At 63.6% G+C, this 13951-nt stretch carries 16 protein-coding genes; 9 read left to right on the forward strand and 7 right to left on the reverse strand.

All coding sequences use genetic code 11. From position 1 onward, the window contains the following. The 3 genes from EOB59_RS09090 to EOB59_RS09100 form a co-directional block, all read left to right on the forward strand. Positions 1–330: pyridoxal-phosphate dependent enzyme (locus EOB59_RS09090; RefSeq protein ID WP_128288208.1), on the forward strand; the 330-nt coding region annotated here is incomplete at its 5' end. 235 nt (positions 331–565) lie between these two features. Further along, positions 566–3154, forward strand: coding sequence for a TIGR02302 family protein (locus EOB59_RS09095; protein ID WP_128288209.1), 2589 nt, complete (start codon positions 566–568; stop codon positions 3152–3154). Positions 3155–3266: 112 nt separating this feature from the next. Further along, complete coding sequence (locus EOB59_RS09100; RefSeq protein WP_128288210.1) at positions 3267–3638, forward strand: glyoxalase superfamily protein; 372 nt, start codon at positions 3267–3269, stop codon at positions 3636–3638. Here the strand turns inward: EOB59_RS09100 and EOB59_RS09105 are convergent. Beyond that, on the reverse strand, positions 3617–4498 hold the full coding sequence (locus EOB59_RS09105) for a LysR family transcriptional regulator (RefSeq protein ID WP_127269182.1): 882 nt from the start codon (positions 4496–4498) through the stop codon (positions 3617–3619). The genes EOB59_RS09100 and EOB59_RS09105 overlap by 22 nt on opposite strands. A 222-nt stretch (positions 4499–4720) precedes the next feature. Here EOB59_RS09105 and EOB59_RS09110 point away from each other — a divergent pair, with 222 nt between their 5' ends. After that, a complete protein-coding gene (locus EOB59_RS09110; RefSeq protein WP_164753801.1) occupies positions 4721–5668 on the forward strand; it encodes a DMT family transporter in 948 nt (315 codons plus the stop codon). On the opposite strand, the gene EOB59_RS09115 is transcribed toward EOB59_RS09110, so the two are convergent. The 3 genes from EOB59_RS09115 to EOB59_RS09125 form a co-directional block, all read right to left on the reverse strand. Beyond that, positions 5669–6040, reverse strand: coding sequence for a response regulator (locus tag EOB59_RS09115; RefSeq protein WP_027038124.1), 372 nt, complete (start codon positions 6038–6040; stop codon positions 5669–5671). A 198-nt stretch (positions 6041–6238) separates the two neighbouring features. Beyond that, positions 6239–6781 (reverse strand): hypoxanthine phosphoribosyltransferase, encoded by a 543-nt coding sequence (gene hpt / locus EOB59_RS09120; protein ID WP_023811104.1) that lies wholly within the window; start codon positions 6779–6781, stop codon positions 6239–6241. A gap of 23 nt (positions 6782–6804) precedes the next feature. Beyond that, the gene (locus EOB59_RS09125) at positions 6805–7449 is read right to left on the reverse strand and encodes a hypothetical protein (protein ID WP_128288211.1); all 645 of its coding nucleotides are present in this window, start codon (positions 7447–7449) and stop codon (positions 6805–6807) included. Between the two features lie 192 nt (positions 7450–7641). Between EOB59_RS09125 and ftsE the strand changes: the two genes are divergently transcribed. The 3 genes from ftsE to EOB59_RS09140 all read left to right on the forward strand — a co-directional run bounded on the left by ftsE (position 7642) and on the right by EOB59_RS09140 (position 10148). Further along, positions 7642–8301, forward strand: a complete 660-nt coding sequence (ftsE, locus tag EOB59_RS09130; RefSeq protein WP_010911739.1) for a cell division ATP-binding protein FtsE — start codon at positions 7642–7644, stop codon at positions 8299–8301. Next, positions 8294–9289 carry an ABC transporter permease gene (locus tag EOB59_RS09135; RefSeq protein WP_128288212.1) on the forward strand — a complete coding sequence of 332 codons (996 nt, stop codon included), beginning with the start codon at positions 8294–8296 and terminating at the stop codon, positions 9287–9289. Before ftsE ends, EOB59_RS09135 begins: the two co-directional genes overlap by 8 nt. 133 nt (positions 9290–9422) lie before the next feature. Then, positions 9423–10148, forward strand: coding sequence for a YdcF family protein (locus EOB59_RS09140; protein WP_127270825.1), 726 nt, complete (start codon positions 9423–9425; stop codon positions 10146–10148). Here EOB59_RS09140 and EOB59_RS09145 read toward each other — a convergent pair whose 3' ends face one another. Both EOB59_RS09145 and EOB59_RS09150 read right to left on the reverse strand, forming a co-directional pair. Further along, positions 10149–10781, reverse strand: coding sequence for a pyridoxamine 5'-phosphate oxidase family protein (locus EOB59_RS09145; RefSeq protein ID WP_128288213.1), 633 nt, complete (start codon positions 10779–10781; stop codon positions 10149–10151). A gap of 24 nt (positions 10782–10805) precedes the next feature. Then, on the reverse strand, positions 10806–11276 hold the full coding sequence (locus EOB59_RS09150; RefSeq protein WP_127809196.1) for a DUF1348 family protein: 471 nt from the start codon (positions 11274–11276) through the stop codon (positions 10806–10808). A gap of 117 nt (positions 11277–11393) precedes the next feature. On the opposite strand from EOB59_RS09150, the gene EOB59_RS09155 reads away from it, so the two are divergent. After that, entirely contained in the window at positions 11394–12296 is a 903-nt protein-coding gene (locus EOB59_RS09155; protein ID WP_128288214.1) for a LysR family transcriptional regulator, read from the forward strand. 124 nt (positions 12297–12420) lie between these two features. Beyond that, the gene (locus EOB59_RS09160) at positions 12421–13221 is read left to right on the forward strand and encodes a 1-acyl-sn-glycerol-3-phosphate acyltransferase (protein WP_128288215.1); all 801 of its coding nucleotides are present in this window, start codon (positions 12421–12423) and stop codon (positions 13219–13221) included. A gap of 25 nt (positions 13222–13246) precedes the next feature. Here EOB59_RS09160 and EOB59_RS09165 read toward each other — a convergent pair whose 3' ends face one another. Beyond that, the gene (locus EOB59_RS09165; protein ID WP_128288216.1) at positions 13247–13873 is read right to left on the reverse strand and encodes a LysE family translocator; all 627 of its coding nucleotides are present in this window, start codon (positions 13871–13873) and stop codon (positions 13247–13249) included. Positions 13874–13951: the final 78 nt, after the last annotated feature.

Raw genomic sequence — 13951 nt, forward strand, 5'->3', positions numbered from 1 at the left:
GAAGGAGCACCGACGCTGCATCGCGCCTTCGAGGCCGGACACCCCGTCGACGCACCGGCCGAGGGCATCGCCGCCGATTCACTGGCGCCAAAGCGCGTCGGCGAAATGATGTTCCCGATTGCCGAAGCCTTTGTCGAACGCTCGATCCTGGTCAGCGACGACGACATCATCGCCGCGCAGAAGGCGCTGTGGAACCGGGCCCGCATCATCTCCGAGCCGGGTGGCGCCGCCGCCTTTGCCGCGGTCCTGTCGGGCCGCTATGCGCCGGCGGCGGGCGAACGGGTCGCCGTACTGGTCTGCGGAGCGAATGCGGACCCCGCTACCTTCTAAAGGGCCTGCTGCCTTCTAAAGGGTATGCAGGATGGAACTATAACGGTCCACTTCACGTTTTTCCGAACTGCCTCGCCTTTGCCGTGTTTGCTGGTATTCTTTGAGTCGTGAGGCGTCGGGCTATCCTGCCCGCTCCACAGCATGATCCCGAAAAGTGAAATCCCTTTCGGAACAGATCATGCTCAAAGGGATAGGGCCGCATCCCGGTTTTCGGGATAGGCTCAAGGAAGGGCCGATGACGCAACGACCCACCTTCAGCAGCGATCGCGGCCTGGCCGGACGCCTGGCCTTGAGCCGGTTGGCGACGCGGGTCTCGATGATGGTCGAGCGCGGCTGGCCGTTGCTGCTTCCGCTCGTCATAGTCGCCAGCCTGTTCCTCAGCATCTCCTGGCTGGGGCTGTTCTCCCGGCTGCCGGATATGGCGCGCGTCGGCCTGGTCGCTGCTTTTGCCATAGCGGCACTGGCCGCGCTCTATCCGCTGCGCTTCTTCCGCCTGCCGGGCGCCGCCGAAATCGACCGCCGCATAGAGGCCGCCAATCAACTGTTGCACAGCCCGGTGCTGGTGCAGACCGACCGGCCCAGCGGCCGGGAAAGCAGCTTCTCGCAGGCGCTGTGGCGCGAACACCAGAAGCGTATGGCTGGAAAGCTCGACAACCTTGGCGCCGACCTGCCGCGCACGCGCGTGCCGGAGCGCGACCCCTGGGGGCTGCGCGCGGTGGCGGCCCTTTTGCTCGTTACCGCCTTCGCCTTCTCCTTCGGGCCGACGGGCGGCAGGATCAGCGACGGCTTCACTGCCCATGGCGCGCGCGATATCGTGCCGCCGCGCATCGATGCATGGGTGACGCCACCGGCCTATACCGGCAAGCCGCCGATCTTCCTGACCGCCGACGCCAACCAGGCGATCCCGACCTTTACGGTTCCCGAAGGCAGTGACGTTTCGCTGCGCGTGACGGGCGGCTCAGGCGAGGAAACGCTCGGCTATGCCGACAAGAATGGCAACGCCCGCGTCATCGACCCCGCTGCGCCGCAGGCCGCCGCCAAGCCGGCTGCAAGCCCGGCGCCGCCGTCCAAGGTGCGCCAGTTCACCAGCAAGCTGACCGGCGACGGCACGCTGACGCTGACGTCGGGCGAGGACCAGCTCGGCCGCTGGGCCTTCGCGGTCATATCGGACAAGCCGCCGCAGATCCGCTTCGTCGGCGAGCCCAAGCGCGCCGCAAACGGCGCCTTCGAGCTAAACTACCAGATCGACGACGACTATGGCGCCGCCACCGCCAAAGCGGTGTTCGCGCTCGCCGATCCGCAGGCGCCCAATGCGCGCCCGCTGTACGGTGCACCTGAAATGCCGCTGACGCTGCCGCGCCGCGGCGGCAAGTCGAACGCCGCCAAGACCTCCAAGGACCTGACCGAGCATGTCTGGGCCGGCAGCAGCATCAAGCTGACGCTGGTCGCCACCGATGATGCCGGGCACACCGCATCGAGCGAAACCAAGACGCTGCTGATGCCGGAGCGGCCTTTCGCCAATCCGCTGGCACGCGCCGTGATCGAACAGCGCCGCCTGCTGGCGCTCGACGCCAACGCCAAGCCGCGCGTGCTCGACCTGATGGACGCCATCACGCTGCGGCCGGAAGACACGTTCGACAACATGTCTCACTATCTCGCCATCATGAGCGCCCGCACCCGGCTGAAGATGGCCGAGAGCGACGATCAATTGCGCAGCGAGGTCTCCTATCTCTGGGAAATCGCGCTCGGCATCGAGGAAGGCAATCTATCGGCCGCCGAAAAGCGGTTGCGCCAGGCGCAACAGGCGCTGCAGGACGCCATCAAGAATGGCGCCAGCGACGCTGAAATCGAAAAGGCGATGAAGGAACTGCGCGAGGCGATGAACCAGTTCCTGCAGGAATTCGCGGAGCGCGCCAAGCAGAATCCCAACGCCCCGCAGATGCAGCAGAACGGCCAGGAATTGCGCCAGAGCGACATCGATCGCATGATGGACCAGATCGAAAACCTGGCGAAGTCCGGAGATCGCGACAAGGCCCAGCAACTGCTGTCGCAACTGCAGGACATGATGAACAATCTGCAAGCCGGCCGTCAGCAGCAAGGCGGCCAGCAGGACAGCGAGATGCGCCAGCAGATGGACAAGCTGGGTGAGATCCTGCGGCGTCAGCAGGAGATGATGAACGACACCTTCCGCATGGATCAGATGCAACGCGGCGAGCGCCAGCGCGGGCAGAACCGTGACGAGCAGCTCGGCGAAGGCGGCCAGGATGAGGACAGACCCGGCGTCGGCGAAGACCGCGATCCGCTCGCCCGGCAAAAGCCGATGACACCCCAGGAATTCGCCGATGCGCTGAAACAGCTGCAGCAGGGCCAGGGCCAGCTGCAAAGCGACCTCGATCAGCTGAAGAAGGGCCTCGAAGGCATGGGTATGGAGCCCAATGAAGGATTTGGCGAGGCCGGCAAGTCCATGGGCAATGCCGAACAGGCACTCGGCGAGGGTGACGGCGATGCGGCCGTCGGTCATCAGGGCCGGGCCCTGGAAGCGCTGCGCAAGGGCGCCAAGGACATGATGAAGCAGATGCAGGCCATGCAGGGCGACCAGGGCGGCGGCGAGGAAGGCGGCCGCCAGCAGAACGCCGACCGTGATCCGCTCGGCCGGCCGCGCGCCAGCCAGGGTCCCGATTTCGGGGATTCGGTGAAGGTGCCCGACGAGATCGACGTGCAGCGTGCCCGCCAGATACTGGAAGCGATCCGCAAGCGGCTCGGCAATGCGCTCAGCCCTGACATCGAACGCAGCTATCTGGAACGGCTGCTCGAGCTGAAATAGAGCAATTCCAGGAAAAGTGTGAAGCGGTTTTCCGTCCGGAATCGCGAAAAAACAAAGGGATTGCCGCTCGCGTCCATCCCACCTAAAGACCCTCTCGCGCGGTTGCACCACCATGCCCAGACTTGGCGCCGTCACACCCATCCTGCGCATCTTCGACATTGCCAAGGCGCGTGAATTCTATGTCGGCTTCCTCGGCTTCGAGGTGCAGTGGGAACATCGCTTCGCCGACGACGCGCCGCTTTACATGGCGGTCGGCCGCGACGGCTGCGTTCTGCATCTCTGCGAACATCATGGCGACGGTGCACCCGGCATCGCCCTGCGCATCGAGGTCGAGGATATCACCGCTCTTCATGGCGAACTGATCGGCAAAAACTACCGCTTTGCCAGGCCGGGCCTGGAAGAAACGCCGTGGAAGACCCGAGAGGTATCGGTCGCCGATCCGTTCGGCAACAGGCTGCATTTCTACGAGGATGCCGCTGGCTGACTGAGCCTGTTGACGAAGGCTTCGCGGATCGCATCCTGCATGCCGTCGATCGCCTCGCCTGACGCATTCGGGTTGCGGTGCATCACCACGTTGGAGGAATCGATGGCGCCGAATCCATCCGCCGTGGTCAGTTCACGACAGCCGTCCGGAATGTTGCTGCGCGAAATCGGCGCGATCGCCAGTCCGGAGGTGACGGCGAGCTTGAGGCCGCCGGTGGTGTCGCTGGTATAGGCGACACGATAGGCAAGATCGCGCTGCTCCAGTGATTTGATGGCGAAGTCCTTGCACCAGCCGGCCCGGTTGTAGAGCGCGATCGGCACCGGCTGTTCCTCATGCATGTGATGCAGGGTCGACGTCACCCACACGGTCGGGTCGTGCATCAGCACTTCGCCGCCGGCGGGATCCTGCCATTCGAACACCACGCACAGATCGAGCTCGCCGGCAGCAAGCGCTGCCATCTGTGCCCCGGAATGGGCATAGCGCACGGTGACCTCGACCTGCGTATGACGCTTCGAGAAGGCGCCGAGCGCGCGCGACAGGATGGCGTGGCCATATTCCTCCGGAATGCCGATGCGCACCGGCCCGCCAAGCGGCGCTGCCGCCATCGATGCCGACGTCTCGTCGAGCAGCGAGACAATGCGGCGGGCGTTGACGATGAGTTCGCCGCCGCGCCGCGTCAACGCGACGCCGCGCGAACCGCGCTCGAACAGGCTGGCGCCGATCAGCTCTTCGAGCTTCTTCATCTGCATCGACACCGCGGATTGGGTGCGGCCGGCCTGCTCCGCCGCCTTGGTGAAATTGCCGGTCTCGGCAATCGCCACGAAGGTTCGCAGGAGGTCGCTGTCGAGGGTCGGCCGCATGAAATCCGCCATAAGAGAATTTGATTGCTGGCATCATTCCAATTCGTTTGCAACATGTCAAACGGCGGACGATAGTCGCTATACCCATTGGATATGCGGCTGCGAAATCAGCCGCGGACCAATCAAGAGTCCTCACTCGTGCCCGCTGCCCGAAACGGTGGCGGGTTCTTTTTACCCCGCAGGCGGCAGCTTCGAGTCGTACGCGCAGGAGCCTGGATGCAGATGCAGAATCGGATGGTGGGCGGCATCCTGAGCCTGTGCCTCGGCGTGCTGGTCTTTTCGCTGCAGGATCCGCTCGTCAAAGCCGTGTCGAGCGGTTATCCGGTGACCGAGGTGATGGCGATCCGCTCGATCGTCGCCCTGCCGATCCTGATCGTTCTGGTCCATGCCGATGTCGGCTTGCGGGCGATCCTGTCGAAGCGATTCGGCATGCTGACGGTGCGCGCCTTCATCCAGTTCACCTCCTATACGATGTACTACCTGGCCATCGCTGCTTTGCCGCTCGCCGATGCGGTGGCGCTTTATTTCATGGCGCCGCTGTTCATCATGGTCCTGGCCGGGCCGTACCTTGGCGAGCGCGTCTCCTGGCAGACACTGGCAACCGTGCTGATCGGCTTGTTCGGCGTCCTCGTGATGCTGCGCCCCGGCGCAGGGCTGTTCGACTGGGCAGCGCTGCTGTCGCTGGGCTCGGCGGCGCTCTATGGTTTTTCGCAGCTGATGGCCCGCAAGATCGGCGATACTGAATCGTCCACGGTCATGGCCTTCTATCAGAACGGCGCCTATCTGGTCGGCGCCGCCGTGGTTGCCGGGGCGTTTCACCTGGCCGGCATCACACACGCCGTTCACCCAAGCCTGGAATTCCTGGTACGGCCATGGCTTTGGCCCACGCTGCCGGATTTTCTCAAGATGGCGGCCTGCGGTTTCGTCGCTTCCGCCGGCATGATCCTGCTGTCGCAGGCCTACCGGATGGCGCCGGCCAACCGCGTTGCCACCTTCGAATACACCGGCATCCTGTGGTCGCCGCTGTGGGGTTTCCTGTTCTTCGCCGAGGTGCCGCGGTCGACGACGGTGATCGGTGCTGCCTTGATCATCGGCGCCGGTCTGCTGGCGCTCAACACCGAACGGCGCAAGAATGTTCCACCTGTGCTCGCTGCCGCCGACCCAGCCTGATCAGGCGAAGCAGATCAGCGCCCGCTCGACTCGCGAACGGATTTCGGCCAGCGTGAAGGGCTTCTGCACGACATCGAGGATGATGCCGTTCAATTCCTCGGCGCGCTCGCGCTGGTCGGCATAGCCGGTCATCAGCACGATCTTGATCGACGGAAACAATGCAGCAGCCGCGATCGCCATCTCGATGCCGTCCATCTCCGGCATGCGGATATCGGAGACGACTAGATCGTAGCCGCCACGCGCCGCCTGGATCAGCGAAAGTCCCTGTGCGCCGTCCGCAGCGATATCGATTGTGTGCCCGGCGCGTTCAAGCGCGCGGGCGGCCAGGGTGCGGACGGACTCATCGTCCTCGACGATCAGAAGCTTTGCCATGGCCGGCATATTTGGCCGCCAAAAGTTGACTTTTCCTGAAAGTCCCCGAGCAATCCAGGAAAAGTGTGAGACGGTTTTCCGGGAAAAGCGCATAGCGCTTTCCCTTGGGAATTGCGTCAAAACAAAAAACTAGAGCGGTTCGGCGTTTTCGTGAAGCGGCGAACCGCTCTAAGCATCAGCAAACCTTTTTGATGCCGCTCAGACATCCCCTTTGACGACACCGACAAACGGCAACTCGCGAAAAGCATGGGCTACATCCATGCCGTAGCCGACGACGAAATAGTCGGGGCAGTCGAAGCCGACATAATCGGCATTGAGCTCGGTCTGGCGGCGCATGCGCTTGTCGAGCAGCACGGCGATCGAACAGCTCTTGGCGCCCCGCGACAACATCAGCTCGCGGGTAAAGCTCAGCGTCTTGCCCGATTCGAGAATGTCGTCGATCAGCAGCACGTCGCGGCCGGCGACCTCATTGTCGATGTCGCGCAGCACCCTCACCTCGCCGCTGCTGGTGCCGGCGCCATAGCTGGAAATGAAGATGAATTCGACCTCCGGCGACAGGCCGACATCGTGCATGGCCCGGATAAGATCGGCGGCGAAGATAAACGAGCCCTTCAGCACCGAGATCACCAGCAGATCGTGATAATCGTGTCCGGCAATCTCCTTGGCGAGTTCGAGATTGCGCCGCGCGATCGCCGATGCTGAAAACAGAACCTCGATGTCCTTGCCGCGTACGATGGGCATTGATGGTCTTCCCCGGTGATCGCCTATTCGGCGAAAGTGACCGACACGGTCTTCACACCGTTTCTAGGCACGTCGAGCCGGCTGGCAAAGCCGAATCTTTCGCCAGACGCCAGCGAACGGCCGGATGTCCCCAACGTATAGCGGGTAGTCTGCCCGTCATTGCCGGTCACCCGGATTTCGAGCGGCGGCAACTGCGTCGGTTTCGCACCATCATTGACGGCCTCGCCATCGACGAACAGCGCGGCGTTCGGCCCGGTAGCGTCGACGCGTGACGTGACGCCCGAAATGCTGAGCGCCGACGCCTGCGCGCTGGATGGGAACGGCGCCTGGCGCACCACCGCGTGCCCGCCGGAGACCCAGAATGCGGCCAAGGCAGCGCCGATACCGGCGACCCAGAAGATCGGCCCGCCGCGCGAGGCTGGTAGCCGCTCCGGCAGGGCCTCGGGCTTGCGCAGCATGTCCATGCCCGCGACGGGTGGCATGACGATCGCACGCGGCAGCGGCGAAACGCTCTCCACGGCAGGCGCAAGGCGCGGCATCACCACGTAATCGGCATCGACGATATCGGCAGCCGAACCACGTATGAACCGGTCCGCTGCGGCGATTGCCGCCCGATCGGTCATGATTTCGCCGGAAACCGGGCGCGCGGTTCGATCGTCAGCCATCATGGCCCCAGCATTGCAGCACGTGTTCGCTTTTCGTTTCTTTTGCGTAAACACAAATGGTTAACGCTTCCCCACCGGAGCCCTCGTGACGAGCCGAAAGAGCCCAGAAATTAACCGCCGGTTAACCATGCCGGCCGATGGTCTTTACCCAGAACAGGCCGGCTCGCCGCCGAGCCGAAATTCAGGTCGTCGAAATTGATTCGTTTCGAAAATGTCGGCCTCCGCTATGGCATGGGTCCGGAAATCCTCCGCGACATCTCCCTGCACATCCCGGAGCGCTCCTTCCAGTTCCTCAGCGGGCCTTCGGGCGCCGGCAAGACGACCTTGCTGCGCTTGCTGTTCATGTCGCTGAAGCCGACGCGCGGGCTGATCACCATCTTTGGCAAGGACCGTTCGCGCATCTCGCGTACCGAATTGCCGCATCTGCGCCGCCGCATCGGCGTGGTGTTCCAGGATTTTCGCCTGCTCGACCACATGACCACCTACGAGAACGTCGCGCTGCCGCTGCGCGTGCGCGGGCGCGAGGAGGCGAGCTACCGCACCGATGTCACCGAACTGTTGAAGTGGGTCGGGCTGGGCGAGCGCATGCACGTGCTGCCGCCGGTTCTGTCCGGCGGCGAGAAGCAGCGCGCGGCGATCGCGCGGGCGCTGATCGAGCAGCCGGAAATCCTGCTCGCCGACGAACCGACCGGCAATGTCGATCCGCCGCTGGCGCGACGGCTGTTGCGGCTGTTTATCGAGCTCAACCGTCTCGGCACCGCGGTGGTGATCGCCACCCACGACCTTGGCCTGATGGAACAGGTCGACGCGCGCCGCATGATCCTGGCCGGCGGAAGGCTGGACATCTATGACTGAACTGTCCGCCGAACATTTTGTGGAACGGGAGCAGGACGCCGAGGCGACCGAGGCAAAGCCCCGCGCCCAGCGCAGGATGGCGCCGATCGTGCCGGCGCAGAACATCGCCGGCCGGGCACTGGTCCTGGTCATCGCCATCATGACCTTCCTGTCCTGCCTGACTTTCGGCGCGGTGACGCTGGTGCGCGACACAGCGTCCGTCTGGGAGAACCAGATTTCACGCGAGGCGACCATCCAGATCAAGCCGGTCGACGGCCTCGACATGGAAGCAGCCCTTACCCAGGCCTCCCAGATCGCCGGTGAATTCCCTGGCGTCAAGACGACCCGGATCATCGACCGCGAGGCGACCGCGAGGCTCCTTGAGCCCTGGCTGGGCTCGGGGCTCAACATCGATGAATTACCCGTGCCGCGCCTGATCATCGTCACCATCGACGAGAACAGCCCGCCCGATTTCGCTGCCATGCGCGCCGCGATCACGCCGAAACTGCCGAGCGCATCGCTCGACGATCACCGCACCTGGGTCGACCGGCTGGTAGCGATGGCCCGCACGACGGTGACCATCGGCATTGCCGTGCTGGCATTGATACTGTCGGCGACCGTGCTGACCGTGGTGTTCGCGACGCGCGGCGCCATGGCCGGCAACGGTCACATCATCGAAGTGCTGCATTTCGTCGGCGCCGAAGCACGCTTCATCGCGCGCGAATTCCGCCGGCATTTCCTGGTCACCGGCATGAAGGGAGCGGCGGCTGGCGGTGCCGCGGCAGTGCTCGTCTTCATCGTCTTTTCCTGGTGGTCGTCGCGCAATATGGCGACGCCGCAGGCCGACCAAGCGACCGCCCTGTTCGGCAATTTCGCCATCGGTTCGGCAGGCTATCTCGGTGTCGTGTTGATGGTGCTGGTGATCGGCGGACTGACGGCTGCCACGTCCCACGCCACCGTCGTTGCCTATCTCAGCGACATCGATGTCCGCCAGCCGGATGCAGGCTAATTCATGTCGCCCAAAAGTGGGAACCGGTTTTGGGACAACGACATAGATAGGACAGGGTGATCACGGATGGAGAATTCACGTAACGCAAAGTGCGTCTTTTACCTACCCAAAGCCGCATTTCAGGATTAACCATATGGCGATGGACGCGCGGGATTCGACCGGTACGGCTGGGCAGATGCCAGTGGTGGTTGCCCGTTCGCATGGCCGCTCCACTGTGAGCCGTCTAAGAGCCGCGTTGCGCCTGTCCGCTCTCTCTGTCCTCATCCTCGCAACATTGTTTGCCGGCGGCTTCGGCTGGTTCGCCAATAAGGTCAGTCACCTGACCACGCCTGCCAATCCGGCCAAGGCGGACGCGATCATCGTGCTGACCGGCGGTCAGTCCCGCCTTGATGCGGCGATGGATCTGCTGGCGTCCGGCAAGGGCGAGCGGCTGCTGATCAGCGGCGTCCATCCTTCGGCCAGCCGTCGCCAGTTGCAGGCGGCGACCGGCGGCGACAAGAAGCTGTTCTCCTGTTGCGTCGACATCGACCGCGCCGCGCTCGATACGATCGGCAATGCGGAGGAAAGCGCCAAATGGGTCGAGAGCCACGCCTATGGCACGGTGATCCTTGTCACCAACAATTATCATATGCCCCGAAGCCTGCTGGAAATGGGCAGGCTGCTGCATGGCGCCAAGCTCGAGCCCTATCCGGTGGTCAATTCCAACCTCGACAATGGCGGCTGGCTGACCAAGCCGCGGGCATTGCGCGTGCTGTTCACCGAATACAACAAATATTTGCTGGCGCTGGCGCGGGGCATCGTGCCGGTCAAGCCGACGCCCAATGGCATAGCGCTGGCCGAAACAGCGGCCGGCGGCTGATTATTCCGCTGCGGCCGCGCCCGTATTTCCCCTGAGCCGTGCGATCTCCTGTTCAAGGCGCTCGATCCGCTTGTCCCGCTCGCCGAGTGCCGCCGCCACGTCGGCCGCCTCGAACCGTTGCGGAATATGCTGCGGGCAATTGGCATCCCAGGCCGAGACGGTGAACAGGATGACCTGCTCGGGGCGCGCCTTGTAGTCTTGCGGCATCAGTTTCGCCATCAGTTCAGCGTCACTCTCGACGACCCGCGCCGTGCCCCAGATCTTGATGCGCTGGCGGTGCATATAGTCGATCAGGAACAAGAACGCCCTTGGATTGTCGGCCAGATTGCCCTGCGTGATGAACTGCCGGTTGCCGGAAAAATCCGCGAAGCCGATCGTATGTTCATCCAGCACCTTGAGGAAGCCGGCCGGCCCGCCGCGATGCTGGACATAGGGCTGCCCCTCGCCGTTCGCGGTCGACAGGAAGACGCTGGTCTGCATTTCGATGAAGGCGGCAAGGTCCGGGGTGATGCCGGCCTGCCAGCCGCCACGCTCCTCGACGCGGGCATAGGACTGACGTGAGCCCTTGCGGGCCTGGATCGCCTTGACGGTCGGCGTGAAGGCGACGTCGCTGGTGAAAGCATGCGCGTTCATTGAAAGCTTCCTTGCGGCAAGATGCTAAAGTCCGAGCTCCGACAGCGTCGGGTGGTCGTCCGGTCGCCGGCCGAGCGGCCAGTGATACTTACGATCGGCCTCGCCGATCGGCAGGTCGTTGATGCTGGCGATGCGCAGGCGCATCAGCCCGTGTTCATCGAATTCCCAGTTCTCGTTGCCGTAGCTGCGGAACCATGAACCGCTGTCGTCGCGCCATTCGTAAGCGAAACGCACGGCGATGCGGTTGCCGTGGAAGGCCCAGACCTCCTTGATCAGCCGGTAGTCGAGCTCGCGACTCCATTTTCGCGTCAGGAAGGCCTGGATGGCGTCGCGGCCTTGCAGGAATTCGGCGCGGTTGCGCCAGCGGCTGTCCTTGGTATAGGCGAGCGCAACCCGCGCCGGATCGCGTGAATTCCAGGCATCCTCGGCCATGCGCGCCTTCTGTGCTGATGTCTCGGCGGTAAACGGCGGCATCGGCGGGCGGGCTTCGGACATGGCAACTCCTTTGTGGGCCATGCTGCGGGCAGGCTGACAGACACAATATAGAGCCTTCCATCATTCAAATGCAGATGACATATTCGTAACCTGTCCTTCCATTTTCCGGAAGAAGCTATGGATCGTCTCGAAGCCATGTCGCTCTTTGTCGCCGCGGTGGAGGCCGGCAGCCTTTCAGCAGCCAGCCGCCGTTTCGGCATTCCGCTGGCGACGGTCAGCCGCAAGATTTCCGATCTCGAGCGCCATCTGAACACACGCCTCCTGAATCGCTCGACGCGACGGCTAACACCGACCGATGCCGGCCAGACCTATCTTGCCGCCTGCCGCCGCATCCTCGACGACGTCGGCGAGGCCGAACGCACGGCAGCCGGCGAATACAGTGCTCCGACCGGCGAACTGGCCATCACCGCGCCGGTCGTCTTTGGCCGTCTGCACGTGCTGCCGGTCGTCACCGGCTTTCTCGCCGCCTATCCCGACGTGGACATCCGCCTGACATTGGCCGACCGCATAACCCAGCTGGTCGAGGACCATTTCGATCTCGCCATCCGCATCGGCCAGTTACCCGATTCGAGCCTGGTCGCCATCGGCGTCGGCGCGATCCGCCGCGTCGTTTGCGCCAGCCCGGCCTATCTGGCCGAACACGGCACGCCAACGGCCCCGGAGGATCTGGAAACACACGATTGCATCACCTTCGAGGGACTTGCCTCCGCCGCCAGTTGGAGCTTCATCAGGGGCAAGGCCGAAATCCCGGTTCGGGTCCGCTCGCGGCTTCAGGTCAACACCGCCGAAGCGGCCATCGATGCCGCGATTGCCGGCGTCGGGCTGACACGCGTGCTTTCCTACCAGATCGAAGCCGCGCTGCGGTCCGGCACGCTGCGCATCCTGCTGCAGGAGTTCGAGCCAAAGTCATGGCCGGTAAGCCTGGTGCATGCGGGCCACGGCCTGCTGCCGGTCAAGCTGCGCGCATTCCTCGATTTTGCCGCCCCGCGCCTGAAGGAGCGGCTGGCACAGCTGATGTAGCGGAACCAGGCCAATCTCCCATTGGCGACCGTTCTTCGTTGCCAACCAAAGCGCCCTGCGGCCATTTCCTTTTTTCCCGCGCTTGGTGTAACCAACGCTCACCTCCTCACCGGGCTCCCCCCCAATGCTCTACATCAGATCGCTGACGTTCAATTTCGTCTTTTACGTCAACCTGATCGTCCAGATGATCCTCTGGACCCCGTACTATTTCCTGTCGCCCCGGCACCGCGCCTGGTTCGTGCCGAAATTCTGGTCGCGCACCTCGATGTGGCTTTACGACAAGATCGCCGGAACGAAGAGCGAGATCACCGGCCGGGAAAACCTGCCCGAAGGCTCCTTCATCCTGGCCCCCAAACACCAGTCGTTCTGGGATGCGATCGCCTTCTTTCCCTATCTTCACGACCCTCTCTACATCCTGAAGCGCGAGCTCACCTGGATCCCGTTCTTCGGCTGGTACATCATGAAGATGCGCATGATTCCGGTTCATCGCGGCAGCCGTTCGAAAGCGCTGAAGGCCGTGGTCGCCGCGACCAAGGCGGAGATGGCGCGCAATCCTCGCCAGCTCATCATCTACCCCGAAGGGACAAGACGCGCGCCGGGCGACGAGCCGGCCTACAAATACGGCATCGTCGAAATCTATGCGCAACTTGGCGTTCCGGTGGTGCCGGTTGCCCATGTCGCCGGTCTCTATTGGCCGCGTCGAAAATTTCTGCGCTACCCCGGCACCGTGAAGGCGCGCTTCCTGCCGCCGATCCCACCGGGACTGAGCAAGGACGAATTCATGGCCCGGCTGATCGGCGAGACCGAGGCTGCCTGCGACCAGTTCCTGATTAATGCCGCGCGGGGCCCGAATCCGCCTGCCTTGCCGCCGACAGCGGTGAAAAGACTGCAAGAGCTGGACAACGCCGCAAGACACAAAGCCTGAACCGGAAGTCTCCTGCCGGCAGTTCTCAGCCGAAAACGGCCAGCGCGGTGGTCAACACCAGCGTCGCGGCAAAGACCAGGTTGACGATCCGCGAGGCCGCCGGCCGGCGCAGGAAGCGCACGAATGCCACTCCCAAGACAAGCCACAGAGCATGGATGGCGACGATCATCAGCGCGAGAGCCATCAGCTTCAGCCATGGACCAAGCTCAGTGTTACCCTGTTTGGGCGAAGCACCGGCGAACACGGCGGCGATTGCCACATAGGCCTTCGGATTGGCGACCGCGAGAAGGAATCCAGCCAGCCATGTTGGACACGAAGCCTCCGCGCCGCGTGCTGCCATGGGCGGCGCCGTGGCGATCTTGAAGGCGAGATAGAGGATGTAGGCCGCCGAGGCGAAAGCCAGCAACGGCGCCAGCTTCGGCATCGAGGTAAGCACCGCCATGACCCCGGTCGCGACAACCAGAAGCACGGCGATCGTGCCCAGGATGATTCCCCAGGCATAGCCCAGCGAGTGGCGCAAACCGAAGGCGGTCCCAACGGCGGTAACGCTTATCGTTGCCGGACCCGGGCTGCCCATGATCACCAGGGCGGCAAGCACGAGCGCGAGAAGTTGTCCCCAAAAGTCCGGCTGCGAAAGAAGCGGCTCAGTCATTTTCTCCTCTGTCCTGCCTTGCGCGAAGAGACAGTATGGCAGGACCAGAGGGGCGTCTTGGACGTTCGTGCGAGGCGC

The organism is Mesorhizobium sp. M7A.F.Ca.MR.176.00.0.0, assembly GCF_004023165.1.
In the GTDB taxonomy this organism is placed as follows: Bacteria; Pseudomonadota; Alphaproteobacteria; order Rhizobiales; family Rhizobiaceae; genus Mesorhizobium.

Coding starts and splice junctions, on each gene's coding strand:
- EOB59_RS09125 (WP_128288211.1), bottom strand. CDS start 7,449: ATGATGGCTGACGATCGAACCGCGCGCCCGGTTTCCGGCGAAATCATG.
- EOB59_RS09095 (WP_128288209.1), top strand. CDS start 566: ATGACGCAACGACCCACCTTCAGCAGCGATCGCGGCCTGGCCGGACGC.
- EOB59_RS09115 (WP_027038124.1), bottom strand. CDS start 6,040: ATGGCAAAGCTTCTGATCGTCGAGGACGATGAGTCCGTCCGCACCCTG.
- EOB59_RS09135 (WP_128288212.1), top strand. CDS start 8,294: ATGACTGAACTGTCCGCCGAACATTTTGTGGAACGGGAGCAGGACGCC.
- EOB59_RS09160 (WP_128288215.1), top strand. CDS start 12,421: ATGCTCTACATCAGATCGCTGACGTTCAATTTCGTCTTTTACGTCAAC.
- hpt (WP_023811104.1), bottom strand. CDS start 6,781: ATGCCCATCGTACGCGGCAAGGACATCGAGGTTCTGTTTTCAGCATCG.
- EOB59_RS09145 (WP_128288213.1), bottom strand. CDS start 10,781: ATGAACGCGCATGCTTTCACCAGCGACGTCGCCTTCACGCCGACCGTC.
- EOB59_RS09155 (WP_128288214.1), top strand. CDS start 11,394: ATGGATCGTCTCGAAGCCATGTCGCTCTTTGTCGCCGCGGTGGAGGCC.
- EOB59_RS09165 (WP_128288216.1), bottom strand. CDS start 13,873: ATGACTGAGCCGCTTCTTTCGCAGCCGGACTTTTGGGGACAACTTCTC.
- EOB59_RS09150 (WP_127809196.1), bottom strand. CDS start 11,276: ATGTCCGAAGCCCGCCCGCCGATGCCGCCGTTTACCGCCGAGACATCA.
- EOB59_RS09140 (WP_127270825.1), top strand. CDS start 9,423: ATGGCGATGGACGCGCGGGATTCGACCGGTACGGCTGGGCAGATGCCA.
- EOB59_RS09100 (WP_128288210.1), top strand. CDS start 3,267: ATGCCCAGACTTGGCGCCGTCACACCCATCCTGCGCATCTTCGACATT.
- EOB59_RS09110 (WP_164753801.1), top strand. CDS start 4,721: ATGCAGAATCGGATGGTGGGCGGCATCCTGAGCCTGTGCCTCGGCGTG.
- EOB59_RS09105 (WP_127269182.1), bottom strand. CDS start 4,498: ATGCGGCCGACCCTCGACAGCGACCTCCTGCGAACCTTCGTGGCGATT.